This is a genomic window from Devosia limi DSM 17137 (assembly GCF_900128975.1).
Classification (GTDB): Bacteria; Pseudomonadota; Alphaproteobacteria; order Rhizobiales; family Devosiaceae; genus Devosia; species Devosia limi.
Map to the genome: position 1 here is coordinate 24,073 of NZ_FQVC01000005.1, position 16,543 is coordinate 40,615.

Consider the following 16,543-nt stretch of genomic DNA (forward strand, 5'->3'; position numbering starts at 1 on the left):
ATGCACCGTCAATAGGCGCTATGCACAGGCGGCAGGCATAATCGGTCAATGGTATTGACCTAATTAACAGGATATGGAAAACCATATGCCGCACATCTGCCCCCGGTGCCTAATTATTAGCCTCTGAGGAATTTCCATGACCGATGACAATCTCCTGGATCGCGCGCTTGTTCGTCTCGAAGACGCCGCGAGTCACCTAAAGATCGACCAGGACGTCCTGGAAAAACTCAAATATCCCCGCGAAACCACCAAGATGCGCCTGCTGATCCGCATGGATGACGGCTCGCGCAAGTCGTTCCTGGCCTGGCGCTGCCGCTATGACGACACCCGCGGTCCGACCAAGGGCGGCATCCGCTTTCACCCCGACTCCACCATCGAGGAAGTCGAGACCCTCGCCTTCTGGATGACCTTCAAATGCGCCGTGATGAACCTGCCCTATGGCGGCGGCAAGGGCGCCGTGCGGGTTGATCCGCGCACCCTGTCCAAGTCCGAACTGGAGCGCCTGTCGCGCGCCTATATCCAGGCCTTTGCCAATATCGTTGGCCCCAACCGCGATATCCCGGCGCCCGACGTCTACACCAATGCCATGATCATGGGCTGGATGGCCGACGAATACAGCCAGATCAAGGGCGAGGTTTCCCCCGCTGTGATCACCGGCAAGCCGATTGCCCTGGGCGGCTCGCTCGGCCGCAATGACGCCACCGCCCGCGGCGGCTACTACCTCGTGCGCCACCTCGCCGGGGAACTCGGCCTCTCCGGTTCGCGCTCCGTGGCGATCCAGGGCTTTGGCAATGCTGGCCAGTACTTCGCCCAGCTCGCCGCCGCCGATGGCAACAAGGTGGTTGCGGTCTCCGATTCCAACGGCGCCATCTTCAAGGCCGACGGCCTCGATGTCGACAAGCTGATCGCCGGCAAGACCAGTGGCAAGCGCGTTGCCGACCTCGCTGGCGAACTCGGCGCGCAGGTGATTTCGGCCGATGCCTTGCTGGCCGTCGAATGCGACGTGCTGGTGCCCGCAGCGCTGGAAGACATGATTACCCCCGACAATGCCGGCACCATCAAGGCCAAGGTCATTCTCGAACTGGCCAATGGTCCGGTCACCCCGGACGCCGACACGATCCTGGCCGAGCGCGGCATCGTCGTCCTGCCCGACATCCTGGCCAATGCCGGCGGCGTGACCGTGTCCTATTTCGAATGGGTCCAGAACCGTCAGGGCTATTACTGGGACCTGGAAGAAATCCATGCCCGCCTGCTCAAGATGATGGAACGCGAAGGCCGCGCCGTCTGGGACATCTCGCGGGATCGTGGCGTCTCCATGCGCACCGCCGCCTATATCCACGCGCTGGGCCGCCTTTCGACCGCTATCGAAGCCCACGGCACCCAGCCATTCTTCGCCAGCTAGGCCGACCAGATCGATCAATGCAAAGGCCGGGCTCACGCCCGGCCTTTTTGTTTGTCCAGACTGCGCCTAGCGGCAGTCCGCGTCCGGCCCGATCTGCTGCATCAGCGCCGCAACGGCCGCCTCCAGCTGCGGATCGACACCGATCCCGGCATTGTTGGGATCGAAGGGCACATGGATATCGGGATTGATCACCGCATTCTCGTAATAGGTGCCATCGAGCCGGCGGCTGGGCAGCACGGGAATGCCGTAATTGAGGTTGGGCACCACCTTGCTCTGCACGTAATTGACCGCTGTACCGGTATTGAGCACGGTATCCCCCACGATCGTGCCGATCCCGAGATCGTGATAGGCCTGTGGGAATACCGAGCCGTCCGAATAGCCGAAGCTGTCGACCAGCACCGCGCTTGGCCACACCCAGCGGTTGTTCGGCTCGATTTCGCCCGGCCGTCCATCCACACCCATGGTCGAATAAGGCTGCCCGGTCAGCAGCGTCACCAGTTCGCGCGTCAGGTTACCGCCGGTATTGGAGCGCACATCGATGATCGCAGCCTTGGCGACGTGCCGGGCCGACGAGAGACGACCCAGCACCTCCAGATAGGCCGGATTGTTCATCCCAGGCACATATTGATAGGCGACGCAGGCATTGGACAGACGCTCTGTCATCTCCCGGCGCGCATCCAGCAGGCGCTCACGCGCCAGGGTCAGTTCGGCAAACCAGTGGATCGGTTTGACATAGACTAGCCGCTCTTGCTTGCCGTCGCTGTCATGGTCGACAATCCCGAGCAGCACCTGCTTGCCGAAATTGAGATCGAGCAGGCGCTCGAGCCCCCCGGCCTCTGGCACCGGCGTGCCATTGATCGAGGTGATGATGTCACCCGGATCAATACCAAGCCCGCTGCGGTCGAGCGGACCGCCCGGCACCAGTGCCGCCACCCGGCGGCCTTCGCCGTCATAGCCATGGTCGATATAGACCCCGAGCGAGGCGCTTTGCGTGCCGATACCGTCAGCCGGCGCACGGTTGCCATCGTCGCGGATGAACATGTGCGATGCCGAAAGCTCGCCATACATGGCGCGGATCAGGTCCGCCAGTTCGCGATCACTGGCGATGGAACCGAGATAGGCCCGGTACTTGGCGCCAATGGCATCCCAGTCCCGCCCTTCCAGATTGGCGTCGTAATAGCGATACTTGATATCGGCCCAGGCCTGCTCGTAGGCCGCTGCCCGCGACGCTTCGCGATTGGCGGAATAGAACAGGCGCAGTGGCGTGGCGCTGATCGTCTCGGGCTCGGCGAGCGGGATCGAAACGATGCTCCCGGCGCTGGCCAGATCGACGATACCCAGCGCCGGCACATAGCTCGCCGAAATCAGCCCGGGAACCGTGACCTCCTGGATCAGCGTTGGCTCCCCGGTCTGCAGGTTGAGCAGGAAGATGCCATACTGGTCATCGCCCCCTGCCTGCACGGCCAGCATGTTCTGCTGATCAAACGGCACCATCAGCGGCTGGGTCGAAAACCCGTCGCCGAGCCGGCCTTCCAGCCGCTGTGACCGGAATCCCCCGGCATCATAGCGCTGGGGCACCAGATTGCCGTCCTCATTGATCAGATCGGGCGAGATGTCGCCTTCGGCAGCATCAAGGAAATCCTGCCGCGCTTCTTCCGAGACGAATACCCGGTAGAGGTCGGAGTTGATCCGGTCCAGCTTCGCCGAGCGCAGGCCGAAATGATCGGTACCGGCCAGGATCTGCGTCCCATCCTGGCTCCAGACGCCCCAATAGAGCGCGTTGACCGCGGCAGGAAGCGGCTGCGGCTCACCAATGCCATCGGCCGGCACAATCGCCAGCCGCACCTGCTCGCCCACGGCAATCGAGCGCCATTGCACCAACAGGTCCTGCGAGGTCGGCGACCAGGAGAACCACAGGTCGCCATCGAAATAGGAGGTATTGTAGTCGCCGGGCTCAAACAGGCTGGCGACGGCGCCCGTCTCCAGGTCCAGCACCTTGACCTCGCGGCGATCGGCGATGAAAGCCAGCTTGTTGCCGTCGGGCGAGAAGGCCGGCTGCAGGGCATTGCCGGTTTCGGGCACGTAGAGCGCGGTCTCTTCATAGCGCAGCGCCAGCGGCTCACCGCCCTCTTCGGTGTCCAGACTGACGCCGTAGAGCCCCCATTCATGCTCACGCTGCGCCGCATAGACCAGCGTCGATCCGTCAGGCGAGAAGGCGATATTGCGTTCTTCGCCCGGTGTTGCGGTGATCTGGCGGTAGAGCCCGCTGCGATCGAGCAGGAACACATTGGCATTGGCCACCAGCGCATGACGCTGCCCATCAGGCGACGACACGAATTCGGTGATGGCATCGGCCAGGTAGTTCATCGCGTGCCCGGCATGCTGATCCAGCGTCAGGATTTCGATCGGCACCGACTCGGCAGCGCCCGGCGCCTTGACGTAGATGCGCCCATTATAGGCAAAGGCCATGGTGCCATTATCGGCAATCGACAGGTCGCGGACCGGATCGTCGGTATAATGGGTCAGCTGGGTTTCAGCGCTGCCATCAGCCTTTGCCTGCCAGACATTGAGCCGACCCGAGGCCTCCGACAGATAATAGAGGCTCTGCCCATCGGCCGACCACACCGGGTTCAGCCGATCAGCACCATCGACGGCAAACAGCCTGTCATGCACGCCCGATATTGCGTCATAGACCCAGATCTGGCGGGCATTGGCGGCGACGCGCACCTGCCGTTCGCTGGGATCGATAGAGGGATCGTAGGTATAGACCAGCTTGGTCTGGTCGGCATTCCAGCGCGCCTCGGCCGCCTGGTTCGGCAGCACCAGCCGGTCGCGGCCAGTGGCAACATCGACCGAATAGAGCTGCGGCTTGTAGCTCAGCAGTCCCTGCACGCTCCGCTCGGCGTCGCCGATCCCCAGATTGGTGAACAGCAGCGATTGGCCATCGGGCGCAAAGCTGGTGGGCACTTCGCTGCCCTGCGACCAGCTATAGCGCTGCAGGCTGCCGGAGAAGTCGGTGATATAGAGGTCGTCATTGCCATTGACCTCCGAAGCCAGCGCCAGGCGCTCGGAATCGGGGGCCCAGACCGCGCCATGGCTGTAGCTGCCGGCGGCAGTGAGTGGGACGGCAAGGCCGCCTTCGGCGTCGACCAGAAACACCTGCCCACGATAGGTAAAGCTCAGCGTCTCCCCGTCTGGCGCAATCGCGGGATCACGGATCCAGCGCGGCTGTTCGCCCATCGGCTGCGCCATGGCCGGCACAATGCCCGCCATCAGGGCCAGGAGCGAAATGGCTCCCACTCGCTTCAACATGAAATAACCTCCAAATCGTCTGCAGCACAAAATACTGCCGCCTGTCCGGACCTAAGCAGCCGGGTGTAAAGACTTGTTGAATCTCAATAAATGTTTTGCCTTCAGCTTTCGCGCGGGGTCCTGCAGGTGTCAGGCCACGCTTGCGTCCATGCGCGAAATGACGCTATGTGCCCGCCAGAGGCGTAACCACCAGTACGGCAAGGATCCAGCATGGCCACCCATTCCCTTTTCCTTCTCCCCGGCGACGGTATCGGCACCGAAATCATGGTCGAGGTCGAAAAGCTGATCGACTGGACCAATGCCCAGGGTCTGACCGATTTCTCGACCGATCGCGGCCTGGCCGGCGGTTCGGCCTATGATGCCCATGGCGTTGCCATCACCGACGAGGACACTGCCAAGGCGCTCGCCGCCGATGCCGTGATCTTTGGCGCCGTTGGTGGCCCCAAATGGGACAATGTCCCCTATGAGCACCGCCCCGAGGCGGCTCTCCTGCGCCTGCGCAAGGAAATGGCCGTATTCGCCAATCTGCGCCCCGCCATCTGCTATCCGGCGCTGGCCGAAGCCTCCTCGCTCAAGCGCGAGCTGGTCGAAGGCCTCGACATCCTGATCGTGCGCGAGCTGACCGGCGGCGTCTATTTCGGCGAACCCAAGACCATTACCGATCTCGGCGATGGCCAGAAGCGTGCCATCGACACCCAGGTCTACGAGACCTATGAAATCGACCGCATTGCCCGCGTCGCCTTCGATCTGGCCCGCACCCGTTCGGGTCGCGTCCACTCGGCCGACAAGAAGAACGTGATGAAGTCGGGCGTGCTGTGGGACGAAGTGGTCAAGGGCGTCGCCAAGGACTATCCCGACATCAAGCTCGAGCACATCCTGGCCGATAACGCCGCCATGCAGCTGGTGCGCAATCCCAAGCAGTTCGACGTCATGGTCACCGACAACCTGTTCGGCGATATCCTCAGCGACGTTGCAGCCATGCTGACCGGCTCGCTGGGCATGCTGCCCTCCGCCTCGCTCGGCGCGCCCGACCCGGTCACCGGCAAGCGCAAGGCCTTCTACGAGCCCGTACACGGTTCGGCCCCCGACATCACGGGCAAGGGCATTGCCAACCCGATCGCCATGATCGCGTCCTTTGCCATGGCGCTGCGCTATTCCTTCAACCAGATCGAACTGGCCAACCGCGTCGAAGCCGCCATTGCCGGCGTGCTCGATGATGGCCTGCGCACCGGCGACATCGCCCAGGACAACCGCAAGGTTGTCGGCACCGAAGAGATGGGCGCCGCCATCCTGGCCAAGCTCAAGGCGTAAGCCACGAGGCCTGAAACATCAGCCCCGCTGCTCCCAAGGCAGCGGGGCTTTTTGTTGTCGGCGACAAGCCCTTGCGCTCACCGGTGAAAAAGGCGTCTCCTCCATGGGCGGCGGGCGGAACCAAGTCCCCCGGCCACGATTGTCACCTGAGACAAAACAAGGAGCCTGTTCCATGGCCAAGACCCTCACCGATCGCGAAGACATCCGCCAATGGGCAATTGCGCGCGGCGGCAATCCGATGCTGATGGAAACCCCCGATGGCACGCGCAGCCGTACGCTGCTGCAGCTGACCTTCGGCCAGTACGAGCTCAATACCGATGGCAATGAGGGCCCCGACCGCCTGGGCGGCTTCCAGCTGGTCAGCTGGGACGACTGGTTCACGGCGCTCGATGAAAACAAACTGGCGCTGCGCGTCTCCGACGACCCCGCCGGCGGCAACGAAGCCGAATTCGAGTTTGTGGCGCGGCCCTAGCCGCCGCTCGATACCACCACCATTCTCGCCCCGCTCACCCCGCTGTCCCCGGACTTGATCCGGGGATCACTCTCAGCACCGCAGGCGTGATGAGAGGCCCTCGGGTCGAGCCCGAGGGCAGCACAGCGATGGTTGAGAGTGAAAGAGAAGGCGAAGGGGACCAGTCCCCTAGTCGTCGTCGCCGGAGGCTTCGATGGCTTCCATGTCATCGTCGGAAAAGCCGAAATGGTGGCCGATTTCGTGCACCAGCACATGGGTGACGATTTCGCCCAGCGTGTCCTCGTTCTCGGCCCAATAGTCGAGAATGGCGCGGCGATACAGCAGCACATTATTGGGGAGTTGTCCGGTCTGGGGCACGGCCCCGTCCTCGGTCAGCCCGATCCCCTGGAACAGGCCCATCAGCTCGAACGGGCTTTCCATGCCAAAGCCTTCGAGCACATCGTCCTCGGCAAATTCGGCCACCGAGCAGGTGACGTCGGCAGCCAGCGATTTGAAGGGTTCAGGCAGGGCGGCCAGCGCTTCAAGCGCCAGCGCCTCGAAATCGTCAAGGGAGGGCGCGAAGCGCGCCCCCCATTCGTTTGGCTTTACTGCCACTCGCGGATGTCGACGAAGTGGCCGGCAATCGCGGCGGCAGCGGCCATGGCGGGCGACACCAGATGGGTGCGGCCCTTGAAGCCCTGGCGGCCTTCGAAATTGCGGTTGGAGGTCGAGGCGCAGCGTTCCTGCGGCTTGAGCTTGTCGGGGTTCATGGCCAGGCACATCGAGCAGCCGGGCTCGCGCCATTCAAAACCGGCATTGATGAACACCGTGTGCAGCCCCTCGGCCTCGGCCTGATCCTTGACCAGGCCCGAGCCGGGCACGACCATGGCATTGACGCCGGCCGCGACCTTGCGGTCGCCGATGACGGCAGCGGCAGCGCGCAGGTCCTCGATGCGGCCATTGGTGCAGGAGCCGATGAAGATGCGCTCCACCGGGATATCGGTGATCTTGGTGCCGGGGACGAGGCCCATATAGTCCAGCGCCCGCCACTTGGAGGCGCGCTTGTTCTCGTCGGCAATATCGTCCGGATTCGGCACGGTGCCGGTGACCGAGATCACGTCCTCTGGCGAGGAGCCCCAGGAGACGATCGGCGGCAGCTTGGCGGCATCGAGGATGACCACCTTGTCATAGACCGCGCCTTCGTCGGTATAGAGCGTCTTCCAGTAATCGAGCGCCATGTCCCAGGCCTTGCCCTTGGGCGCACGATTACGGCCTTCCACGTAGTCGAACGTGGTCTGGTCGGGGGCGATCAGGCCGGCGCGGGCGCCGCCTTCGATGGTCATGTTGCAGACCGTCATGCGGCCTTCCATCGACAGCGACTGGATGGCTTCGCCCGCGAACTCGATGACGTGGCCATTGCCGCCGGCCGTGCCGATTTCGCCGATGATGGCGAGGATGATGTCCTTGGCGGTGACGTGCGGCGGCAGCTTGCCATCCACGCGCACCAGCATGTTCTTGGCCTTCTGCTGGATCAGCGTCTGGGTGGCAAGAACGTGCTCCACTTCCGAGGTGCCGATACCATGGGCCAGGGCACCAAAGGCACCATGGGTCGAGGTATGGCTGTCACCGCAAACGATGGTCATGCCCGGCAGGGTGAAGCCCTGTTCGGGACCCACGATGTGCACGATGCCCTGACGCTTGTCGAACGGATCGAAATATTCGATGCCGAAATCCTTGGTGTTCTCGGCCAGAGCGGCGATCTGGATCGCGCTTTCCGGGTCAGGATTGGGCAGGGAACGGTCGGTGGTGGGCACGTTGTGATCCACCACGGCCAGCGTGCGCTCGGGATGGCGCACCTTGCGGCCATTCAGGCGCAGGCCTTCAAACGCCTGCGGGCTGGTCACTTCATGCACAAGGTGCCGGTCGATATAGAGCAGCGAGGTCCCGTCTTCGTTGTTCTGGACCAGATGGTCGTCCCAGATCTTGTCGTAGAGTGTGCGGGCCTTGGTCATGTGTGCGTTCCAGAGGGCGTGAGAAATCTAATTTGGAGCCGTTCTAAGCCGCGCGCCGCCATGGGTCAAGCAGCAACCGTAATCATGGGTACGGTTAGCCGCATGGCTCAGGCGCCATTGGCCAGCGGCCGATCCTTGATAGCTCGCACGGCGAAAACCCCCAACAGGCTGGTATCGAGCCCAACCTGGTAGCGGCACCAGAGCGCAATGGCGATCTGCGCCAGGATACGGGCGCCCATATTGGCCGCCGCTGCCCCGACAATGCCAAAGGCCGGGATCACGGCGATCTGCACGGCAAAGCCCAGTGCCATGATCGCGCCGAAAATGCCGACATAGGCCCGCTCATGGCCGGTCATCATCATCACGATCTTGGACGGGCCGGTGGCTGCATCGAACAGCAGGCCGAACGCCAGGAGGATCAGCACCAGCGTGCCCTCGGCATAGGCGGGGCCGAACAGCGACAGGATCGGATCCCCGAAGCCGACAAAGCCGGCAAAGATCACCAGCGAAAACCCAAACCCGGCCCAGGAACAGAGCGCGGTGATCGCCTGTGCCTTGCGCATCTCGCCGGCATGGAAATGCTGCGCCACCATTGGCGCGATCACCAGTTCGATGGCGAAGGTAAACAGCGTCATCAGCCCGGCGGTGCGGAAGGCGTTGAAATAGATCGCCGAGCTTTCAAGGTTGACCATCAACCCGACAAGGATCACGTCGGCATTGAGCGCCGCCGTTTCGATCAGCGCGCCCAGCAGCAGCCAGCGGCTGATGCGGCCACGCTCGGCCCAATATTGCCGCGTACCGGCCCAGGCCGGCTGCAGCGCATAGCCGCGCTTCTGCGCATTCCAGAATTGCAGCGCCAGCGCCCCGGCCAGCAGCGCCGCCGACAGCACCAGCGCATCGGGCCCGCTCAGCACCACGCCAACGGCAAACAGCCCCAGCACGGCCGCCGGCAGCGCCAGCCGCCACAGGATGTCGCGCGGCACCAGCGCCGTCCACAGCGAACCCTGCGCCCGCAGGGCCGCCGAATTGAATTCGGCCAGCGCCATGGGCAGCACCAGAAACGCCGCGCCATAAAAATGATTGGCCGTGCCCTCGAACGGCGCCACCTGCACGAAGACGAATACGAGGCCCACCAGCCCAAGGGCGATGGCCAGGCCGCACAGGATGGTCAGCATCGACCCCGACCGCACCGCCGCTATCGCCTTGTCGGGGCGCCCGGCGACATTCTCTTCGGGCCACAGCCGCAGGATCGCCGTCGGCTGCCCCGCGCTGGCGGCAATCGCCAGCACCGTGGCCAGCGCCAGCCCAAAGGCAAAGTGGCCATATTCATTGGGGGTCTGGGTGCGCGACAGCACCACATAGGCCAGATAGGTCAGCCCCGCCGTCGCCATCTTGATGCCGAGCGAGCCCACCGAGCGCCAGAGCCCGGTGGCCAGCAACGCCGACAGATCGGAAGGAATGCGCAGCCGCATGCAGAAGCCCCAGCCCCGGCGGTGGGTCCACCAGGTTCACGCGCAATCTGCCACGCCAATCTCAAGAAGGTCTTACTGGCCCAAGCGCTATGACATTGTGGGTTGGGCCCGCTCTTCTCCCTCCCCCTTGTGGGGAGGGCCGGGGTGGGGTTCTACGCCAGCCGATCCGAGATCGTTCGCAAACAGCGCCCCACCCACGACGTCATCCCGGCGAAAGCCGGGATCCAGTTTTCTTCGCCGCCCAAACTAGACCCCGGCCTTCGCCGGGGTGACGCCGCGTTCGTGGGCGCTTGCGAGTGAGTGGCAGCCCTAGTGCCGGAAGTGCCGCATCCCGGTGAACACCATGGCAATCCCCGCCGCATCGGCCGCCGCGATCACCTCGGCATCGCGCATCGAGCCACCCGGCTGGATCACCGCCGTGGCACCCGCAGCAACCAGCGCCTCAAGCCCGTCCGCGAACGGGAAGAACGCATCCGACGCCACAACCGAACCCTGGGTCAGCGCCCCCTCGACACCGGCCGCCTCGGCCGCATCGATCGACTTGCGATGCGCCACCCGCGCCGAATCCACGCGCGACATCTGCCCGGCGCCGATGCCGACCGTGGCGCCGCCCTTGACATAGATGATGGCATTGGACTTGACGTGCTTGGCCACCTTGGCCGCCAGCCGCATATCGGCCAGCTCGGTCGCGGTCGGCTGCTTCTGCGTCACCACCTTGAGTTCGCAATCGTCGACATTTCCATTGTCGCGGGTCTGGACCAACAGCCCCCCCGCCACCGACTTGACGTTCAGCCCTTCTGCCTTGGGATCGGCGATACCGCCGGTCAGCAGCAGACGCAGGTTCTTCTTGGCGGCGATGATGGCTTCCGCCTCCGGCGTTGCCGAGGGGGCCACGATCACCTCGGTGAACACCTTGACGATCTCTTCGGCCGTCGCCGCGTCGATCTCGCGATTGGTGGCGACAATGCCGCCAAAGGCCGAGACCGGGTCGGTGCGCAGCGCATTGCGATAGGCCGTGACCAGATCGCCCGCCAGCGCCACGCCGCAGGGATTGGCATGCTTGATGATGGCGACGGCCGCCACCTGTGCCGGATCGAATTCGCTGACCAGCTCGAACGCCGCGTCGGTATCGTTGATATTGTTGTAGCTGAGGGACTTGCCCTGTACCTGCCGCGCCGTGGCCACGCCCGGACGGCTATCGCCATTGGCATAAAAGCCCGCCCATTGATGCGGGTTTTCGCCATAGCGCATGACTTCGCGCAGCGTCCCGGCAAACGAGCGATACGGAATCTCGGGATAGTTCAATTCCTTGGCGAACCAGCCCGAGATGACGCTGTCATAGGCAGCGGTGCGGGCATAGGCCTTGGCCGCCAGCTTCTGGCGCATCTCATAGGGCACGCCGCCGGTGGCGGCGATGGCCGCCAGGATCGCCGGATAATCGCTGGGATCGACCACCACGGTCACATAGGCATGGTTCTTGGCCGCCGAGCGCACCATGGCCGGGCCGCCAATATCGATATTCTCGATCACGTCGTCATAGCCGGCGCCCGAAGCGATGGTCGCCTCGAACGGGTAGAGATTGACCGCCACCAGGTCGATGGCGCCGATCTCATGCTCATCCATCGAGGCGGCATGTTCGGCATTGTCACGCACGGCCAGCAGCCCGCCATGCACCTTGGGATGCAGGGTCTTGACCCGGCCATCCATCATTTCGGGAAAGCCGGTCAGGTCGGCAATCTCGCGCACCGGCAGGCCGGCGCCAGCGATCAGCTTATGGGTGCCGCCGGTGGAAACCAGCTCGACACCGGCTGCCGCCAGCCCCGCCGCAAAGTCCACCATCCCGGTTTTGTCGAATACCGAAAGCAGCGCCCGCCCGACCTTGACTGTCTTGCCCATGAAACCGTGTCTCGCCCTGAATTTGGAGTTGGGCGTGGGCTAGCACGTTGCGCCTGCCAAGAAAACCCGGCGAGTGCCGAAACACGCTATGCGATGGCGGCCTGTGCCGCGCTCACCACGCTATTGCGGCCGGCACTCTTGGCCCGGTACAGCGCCCCATCGGCCAGCCCCAGCATGAGGCTCAGCCCGTGATCGGGATCGCCATCGGGCGCCACCAGCATATGCGATACCCCCACACAGGTCGAAATCGGAAACGGCACCACCGCGCCTTCGCCCTGTGGTGCTGCCTCCACAGCCGCCCGTAGCCGCTCGGCCAGGGCCAGCGCCGATTCTGCCGACAGGTCCGCCACCACCACGGCGAATTCCTCGCCGCCGATCCGCGCCAGCCGTCCATGGGCGCCAAGTTCGCGGTCGAGTACCTTGGCCACCATGATCAGCACCTCGTCGCCCACCTGGTGGCCATGGCCGTCATTGATCTGCTTGAAATTGTCGATGTCGAACATCAACAGGGTCACCGACCGACGGTGTCGCGCTGCCTTGGCGAGAATGGCGCGGCTGATCCGCATGAAGGCGCGCCGCGACAGCACCCCGGTCATCCCATCGTGGTTGACCGCCAGCGACAGCGACGCCAGCACTTCATTGCGGGCCGAATTGACACTGGCCACGGTCAGCGGCCCCAGCGCCATCAGCGCAATTCCCAACCGCGTCGAGGACGTCGAATTGATCGCGGCGAACGCCTCCACCTGTGGACCGACGGCGCCGGTGACCAGAACCAGCAGAAAAGCGCTGACCGCCGCAGTGGCGGCCGCGGTGGTGAAACGCCCATAGGTCAGGGCGCACCAGAGCAGCGCCGGCACCGGATAGGCCAGCGCCCCTGGCCCGCCGATCAGGCCGCTGGCCATGCAGCTGAGCAGCAGCGCCAGCGCTGGCGCGGCGTGTTCCAGATCCGCCCGGCCAAACCCCAGTCGCGGCCATCTCCACGCGTCGCGCGGCGGAAAGGTCAGGATCATCGGCAGCACGACCAGGGTATTGACCAGTTCGCTGGTGAACCACAATTCCAGGCCATGGATGAAATCGGCGGCGAAGAGCTGCTTGCTCATCCAGCCACCGACCAGCGCCGCGGCAACCGCAGACGCCACGCAGACCGCAAACAGATACAGCACCGAGATCGGCCGGCGCAGTGCCCGGTGATCGGCTGCGAGGCGACGGAAACAGAGATAACCGGCAAGAACCCCCGCCAGATTGGCCGCCGTCAGCCACAGGGTGATGCCCAATCTGCCCCCCGTCACCAGATCGGCGGCGATATAGCCGGCAAAGGCGGCGCCCCACCCCCATGCCGAGGCGAATTCAGGCCGTCGCACCATCAGTCCCAGCAGGATCGCATTGGCCGGCCAGATTGCCGCCAGGTAACCAACCGGACGCGTCAGGATGCCGAACAGGCTGGCCAGGAACACGGTCGCTGCTATGACCAGCACGGTGCGCACCACCTGCTGGCCCATCATGACGCTGCGTTCATGTGCCATCGAACAACTCCAGGCGCCTGCAATTTCAACCCTGTCATGGCACGGCAATGTTTGACAGCGGGTAACTTTGTCGCCTTGGCCGGCAAACAGCGGAATAAAGCGGGCTCAGTGCTGCTCGAGCGTGAAGATCCAGGCGATTTCGGCCCCGGCGACCACATCGGCCTCCAGCACCAGCTGGTGGGTCTTGTGAAAGCCCACATAAGACGATTGTCGCACGCTGTCTTCCTCGTGCAGTTCGGCCCCCTCCCAGAGGAAACTCCACACCGCCCCATTGGGCAGCACCAGCCGCACGATGCCTTCGCCGCGATTGCGCCGCACCATCACGCCGGGCGCCAGGTGGAAGCGCAGGTCGAGATTGCCCGATGGCGTACCGGTGGCGATCATCCGGTCCTGCCCGACCAGCGTCGTGCCTTCCGACAGCAAGGTCAGCCGCCGCTCCAGTTCGACCCCGAAGCGCTTGGCATAGCCGGCGGTCTTGAGCGTCAGCAGGTGATCGGCCGCATCGAGCCGCAGCAATGGCGGCGTAGCCGACGACAGCAGCCGCCCGGCCAGCGGCCCCGACTGGCGCAGCGGATTGGCATCCTGCCCGTCGATCGTTGGGGCCGAATGGGCAATGCCCTGCCGGAACAGCGCCCGGCTTTCCGGCAGATCGGCGGGCGCCGGTCCGCAGCTGCCCAGGATCAGTTCGGTGCCATGGCTGAACTCGAACGCCAGGGCGCTCGAATGCGCCTCGCCGGCAAATTCGGGCGGCGGCACCAGCCCGCTATCGGCGATGACCACGGCTTCGCCATTGCGGATGATGCCATAGCCACCCAATAGGCCGCTCTTGCGCCGCCGGCCCGAGCCATTGGCCTGCACCGCGATCAGCACGTCATGGGGCAGTTGCCCGCAGCCATTGAAATAGACCGGCTCGCCGCTGGACAGCGTCAGTGCATCCAGACTTTCATGCATGCGTTCGACCTGCGCCGCCAGTTCCCCAACCGCTTCGCCCTTCTGCCCGCCCAGGGCGCGGCAGATGCTGGCCAGCTCGACCAGCAATTGCAGCTGCAGCTTGGGGCTGCGCGACAGATGCAGCCCATCGCTATCGAGCTGATTGGCCAAAAGGGCATTGAGTTGCCGCAGACGCCCCTCGACATCGGTCTTTTCGCCCTGGTCGCACAACTCGCCACCCACCAGCGCAATCGCCGCAAACAGCGCGTCGCTCGGCTCGCTCGCCAGCCGTCCCCGCACCTTCAGGCTCTGCAATTGCGTGCCCAGCGACCGCTGGATGGTCCGCGACTGCTCGGCATTGGCGCCATCGAGCAGCAGCGGCAGATGCCGCAGCCAGTTCAGCACCCGCTGCGCGCACAGCGCCGGCGCCCAGCTATCGCGCTCGAAATTGCCGTCGCGCCCGATCCAGTCCAGCACCAGCGTTCGGGCAAAGCGTCGCTCGCCGGGATCGCGCACATCGCGAAAATGGCGCAGCCAGGAAAATCCGTGCAGGTTCCATTCCCATTCGGCATGCTCGATCTCGAGGCTGAAGGGGGAGGCACCGCCGGTTTCCACCAGCTTGGACGACAGCAGGTACCGCCCCGCCATCATGTCGCGCACGGTCTCGCGGTCGGATGGGCGGAATTCCGGCAATTCGCCCGCAAAGGCATCGTCAGCCAGCCCGCGCCAGGTCCAGCGCAGCAGGCCCATGGTGAGAATGTAATCGGCAACGCCCAGCGCCAGGCGACGGGTTGCAAAACCAACCGGACCCACCATTACTGTGCTCCCGTTCCGCCGTGCGGCGGAACCGGCAAATCTGCGCCTCTATTCGTCAACGAACCGTACTCGTTCTTTCTTTGGCGCCCCACCGCCATCCCAGGTTGTCAGCGACGGCGGAACCGCGCGACAAAGAACCCGTCCATTCCCCCCGCCTGACCACCGGGCGCCATGCCCGGATGCGTGCGCACCAGCCCCCGCTGGTCCACCGCCGATTCGAGTCCCGCCATTTCGTCTGCCGTCACTGGATAAAGCTCCAGTCCGGGCAGGCTGTCGAGGGCCCAGCTGACCTGTTCTTCGCCTTCGGCCGGCTCCAGCGAACAGACGCAGTAGATCAGGACTCCGCCCGCATCAAGGCACCGGAAGGCATTGGTCAGCAGCGCCCGCTGCAGCCGCACCCGGCCCTGCACATCCGCGACCGAACGGTGCCAGACCACCTCGGGATGCCGCCGGAAGGTGCCGGTGGCCGAACAGGGCGCATCGAGCAGCACCCCATCATAGAGCGAATTGGGCCCGAATGTGCCCGCGTCTGCGGTAATGGTCTCGGCATTATAGTCGAGCCGCGCCAGGTTTTCGCGCAACCGCTCCATCCGCCGGGCGTCGCTGTCCAGCGCCGTCACCGCATAACCGGCCTTGATCAATTGGGCAGTCTTGCCGCCGGGGGCCGCGCAGAGATCGAGCACGCGCGCGCCCTGCTCCAGCTTGAGCAGCCGCGCCGGAATGGCCGAGGCCGCATCCTGCACCCACCAGCGCCCCTCGGCATAGCCGGGCAGCGCCTCGACCGGGCGGTCGCGCATATCGATACGCACCGTATCGGCCATCACCGGCGTCGCCCCAAGCTCGGCGATCAGCTCGGCATCATTATCCTTGAGCGTCAGGTCAAGCGGCGCCCCGGCCAGCAGCGCCTCGGTAAAAGCCGGAATGGCCGCTTCGCCATAGGCATCCACCCAGGTGTCGCCAAAGGTATCGGGGATCAGCAGGTCGTCCGACAGCGTGCCGAACTTGGCAGAATTGGCCTGCGCCCGGCGCAGCACTGCATTCATCAGCCCGCTGAGATGGCGCGCCTTGGGATCGCGCTTGGTGGCTTCAACTGCCAGAAACAGCGCCGAATGCGCACCGAGATCGGGCAGGAAGACCAGCTGCGCCAGCGACAGCCGCAGCACCGCTTCAAAGGTGCCGGACTTGCCGGGCATGCCCTTGTCGAGCAGCGCATGAATGATGAAATTGATCTGGCCCTGGCGCCGCAGCGCCGTGGTGATCAGCCGGTTGGCCAGCGCACGGTCGCGCCCGTCGGCCAGCTCGGTTGGCCCGAGGGGAACGAAATTGTCGCCATTGAGAACGCTGCGAAGACGCTCAGCTGCGGCGAGACGGAGCGCGAGCCCCGCCGGTTCGCTTTTTTTGGAAGTCACTGCGCTTAA

General features: G+C 64.5%; 11 protein-coding genes. 3 read left to right on the forward strand and 8 right to left on the reverse strand.

Going from position 1 to position 16,543, the window contains the following annotated elements:
• Positions 1–136: 136 nt before the first annotated feature.
• A complete protein-coding gene (locus tag BUA69_RS09230) occupies positions 137–1,402 on the forward strand; it encodes a Glu/Leu/Phe/Val family dehydrogenase (RefSeq protein WP_046133933.1) in 1,266 nt (421 codons plus the stop codon).
• Positions 1,403–1,468: 66 nt separating this feature from the next.
• Here BUA69_RS09230 and BUA69_RS09235 read toward each other — a convergent pair whose 3' ends face one another.
• On the reverse strand, positions 1,469–4,714 hold the full coding sequence (locus BUA69_RS09235; protein WP_046133934.1) for a S41 family peptidase: 3,246 nt from the start codon (positions 4,712–4,714) through the stop codon (positions 1,469–1,471).
• 210 nt (positions 4,715–4,924) lie between these two features.
• Here BUA69_RS09235 and leuB point away from each other — a divergent pair, with 210 nt between their 5' ends.
• Both leuB and BUA69_RS09245 read left to right on the forward strand, forming a co-directional pair.
• Positions 4,925–6,025 carry a 3-isopropylmalate dehydrogenase gene (gene leuB, locus BUA69_RS09240; protein WP_046133935.1) on the forward strand — a complete coding sequence of 367 codons (1,101 nt, stop codon included), beginning with the start codon at positions 4,925–4,927 and terminating at the stop codon, positions 6,023–6,025.
• A 172-nt stretch (positions 6,026–6,197) separates the two neighbouring features.
• Positions 6,198–6,497, forward strand: a complete 300-nt coding sequence (locus BUA69_RS09245) for a hypothetical protein (protein WP_046133936.1) — start codon at positions 6,198–6,200, stop codon at positions 6,495–6,497.
• Between the two features lie 168 nt (positions 6,498–6,665).
• On the opposite strand, the gene BUA69_RS09250 is transcribed toward BUA69_RS09245, so the two are convergent.
• The 7 genes from BUA69_RS09250 to BUA69_RS09285 all read right to left on the reverse strand — a co-directional run bounded on the left by BUA69_RS09250 (position 6,666) and on the right by BUA69_RS09285 (position 16,534).
• Positions 6,666–7,091 carry a metallopeptidase family protein gene (locus BUA69_RS09250; RefSeq protein WP_046133937.1) on the reverse strand — a complete coding sequence of 142 codons (426 nt, stop codon included), beginning with the start codon at positions 7,089–7,091 and terminating at the stop codon, positions 6,666–6,668.
• Positions 7,082–8,488 carry a 3-isopropylmalate dehydratase large subunit gene (gene leuC, locus BUA69_RS09255; RefSeq protein WP_046133938.1) on the reverse strand — a complete coding sequence of 469 codons (1,407 nt, stop codon included), beginning with the start codon at positions 8,486–8,488 and terminating at the stop codon, positions 7,082–7,084. Before leuC ends, BUA69_RS09250 begins: the two co-directional genes overlap by 10 nt.
• Before the next feature lie 107 nt (positions 8,489–8,595).
• Positions 8,596–9,960, reverse strand: a complete 1,365-nt coding sequence (locus BUA69_RS09260) for a lipopolysaccharide biosynthesis protein (protein WP_046133939.1) — start codon at positions 9,958–9,960, stop codon at positions 8,596–8,598.
• 309 nt (positions 9,961–10,269) lie between these two features.
• The gene (gene purH / locus BUA69_RS09270; protein WP_046133941.1) at positions 10,270–11,856 is read right to left on the reverse strand and encodes a bifunctional phosphoribosylaminoimidazolecarboxamide formyltransferase/IMP cyclohydrolase; all 1,587 of its coding nucleotides are present in this window, start codon (positions 11,854–11,856) and stop codon (positions 10,270–10,272) included.
• 86 nt (positions 11,857–11,942) lie between these two features.
• Entirely contained in the window at positions 11,943–13,379 is a 1,437-nt protein-coding gene (locus tag BUA69_RS09275; protein ID WP_052950374.1) for a GGDEF domain-containing protein, read from the reverse strand.
• 105 nt (positions 13,380–13,484) lie between these two features.
• Positions 13,485–15,125 carry a heparinase II/III family protein gene (locus tag BUA69_RS09280; protein WP_046133942.1) on the reverse strand — a complete coding sequence of 547 codons (1,641 nt, stop codon included), beginning with the start codon at positions 15,123–15,125 and terminating at the stop codon, positions 13,485–13,487.
• Positions 15,126–15,232: 107 nt separating this feature from the next.
• On the reverse strand, positions 15,233–16,534 hold the full coding sequence (locus BUA69_RS09285) for an RsmB/NOP family class I SAM-dependent RNA methyltransferase (protein WP_046133943.1): 1,302 nt from the start codon (positions 16,532–16,534) through the stop codon (positions 15,233–15,235).
• Positions 16,535–16,543 lie beyond the last annotated feature (9 nt).

What these genes read in the sequence shown, in the direction of transcription:
- BUA69_RS09230 (WP_046133933.1), top strand. Translation starts at nt 137, where the DNA reads ATGACCGATGACAATCTCCTGGATCGCGCGCTTGTTCGTCTCGAAGAC.
- BUA69_RS09235 (WP_046133934.1), bottom strand. Translation starts at nt 4,714, where the DNA reads ATGTTGAAGCGAGTGGGAGCCATTTCGCTCCTGGCCCTGATGGCGGGC.
- leuB (WP_046133935.1), top strand. Translation starts at nt 4,925, where the DNA reads ATGGCCACCCATTCCCTTTTCCTTCTCCCCGGCGACGGTATCGGCACC.
- BUA69_RS09245 (WP_046133936.1), top strand. Translation starts at nt 6,198, where the DNA reads ATGGCCAAGACCCTCACCGATCGCGAAGACATCCGCCAATGGGCAATT.
- leuC (WP_046133938.1), bottom strand. Translation starts at nt 8,488, where the DNA reads ATGACCAAGGCCCGCACACTCTACGACAAGATCTGGGACGACCATCTG.
- BUA69_RS09260 (WP_046133939.1), bottom strand. Translation starts at nt 9,960, where the DNA reads ATGCGGCTGCGCATTCCTTCCGATCTGTCGGCGTTGCTGGCCACCGGG.
- purH (WP_046133941.1), bottom strand. Translation starts at nt 11,856, where the DNA reads ATGGGCAAGACAGTCAAGGTCGGGCGGGCGCTGCTTTCGGTATTCGAC.
- BUA69_RS09275 (WP_052950374.1), bottom strand. Translation starts at nt 13,379, where the DNA reads ATGGCACATGAACGCAGCGTCATGATGGGCCAGCAGGTGGTGCGCACC.
- BUA69_RS09280 (WP_046133942.1), bottom strand. Translation starts at nt 15,125, where the DNA reads ATGGTGGGTCCGGTTGGTTTTGCAACCCGTCGCCTGGCGCTGGGCGTT.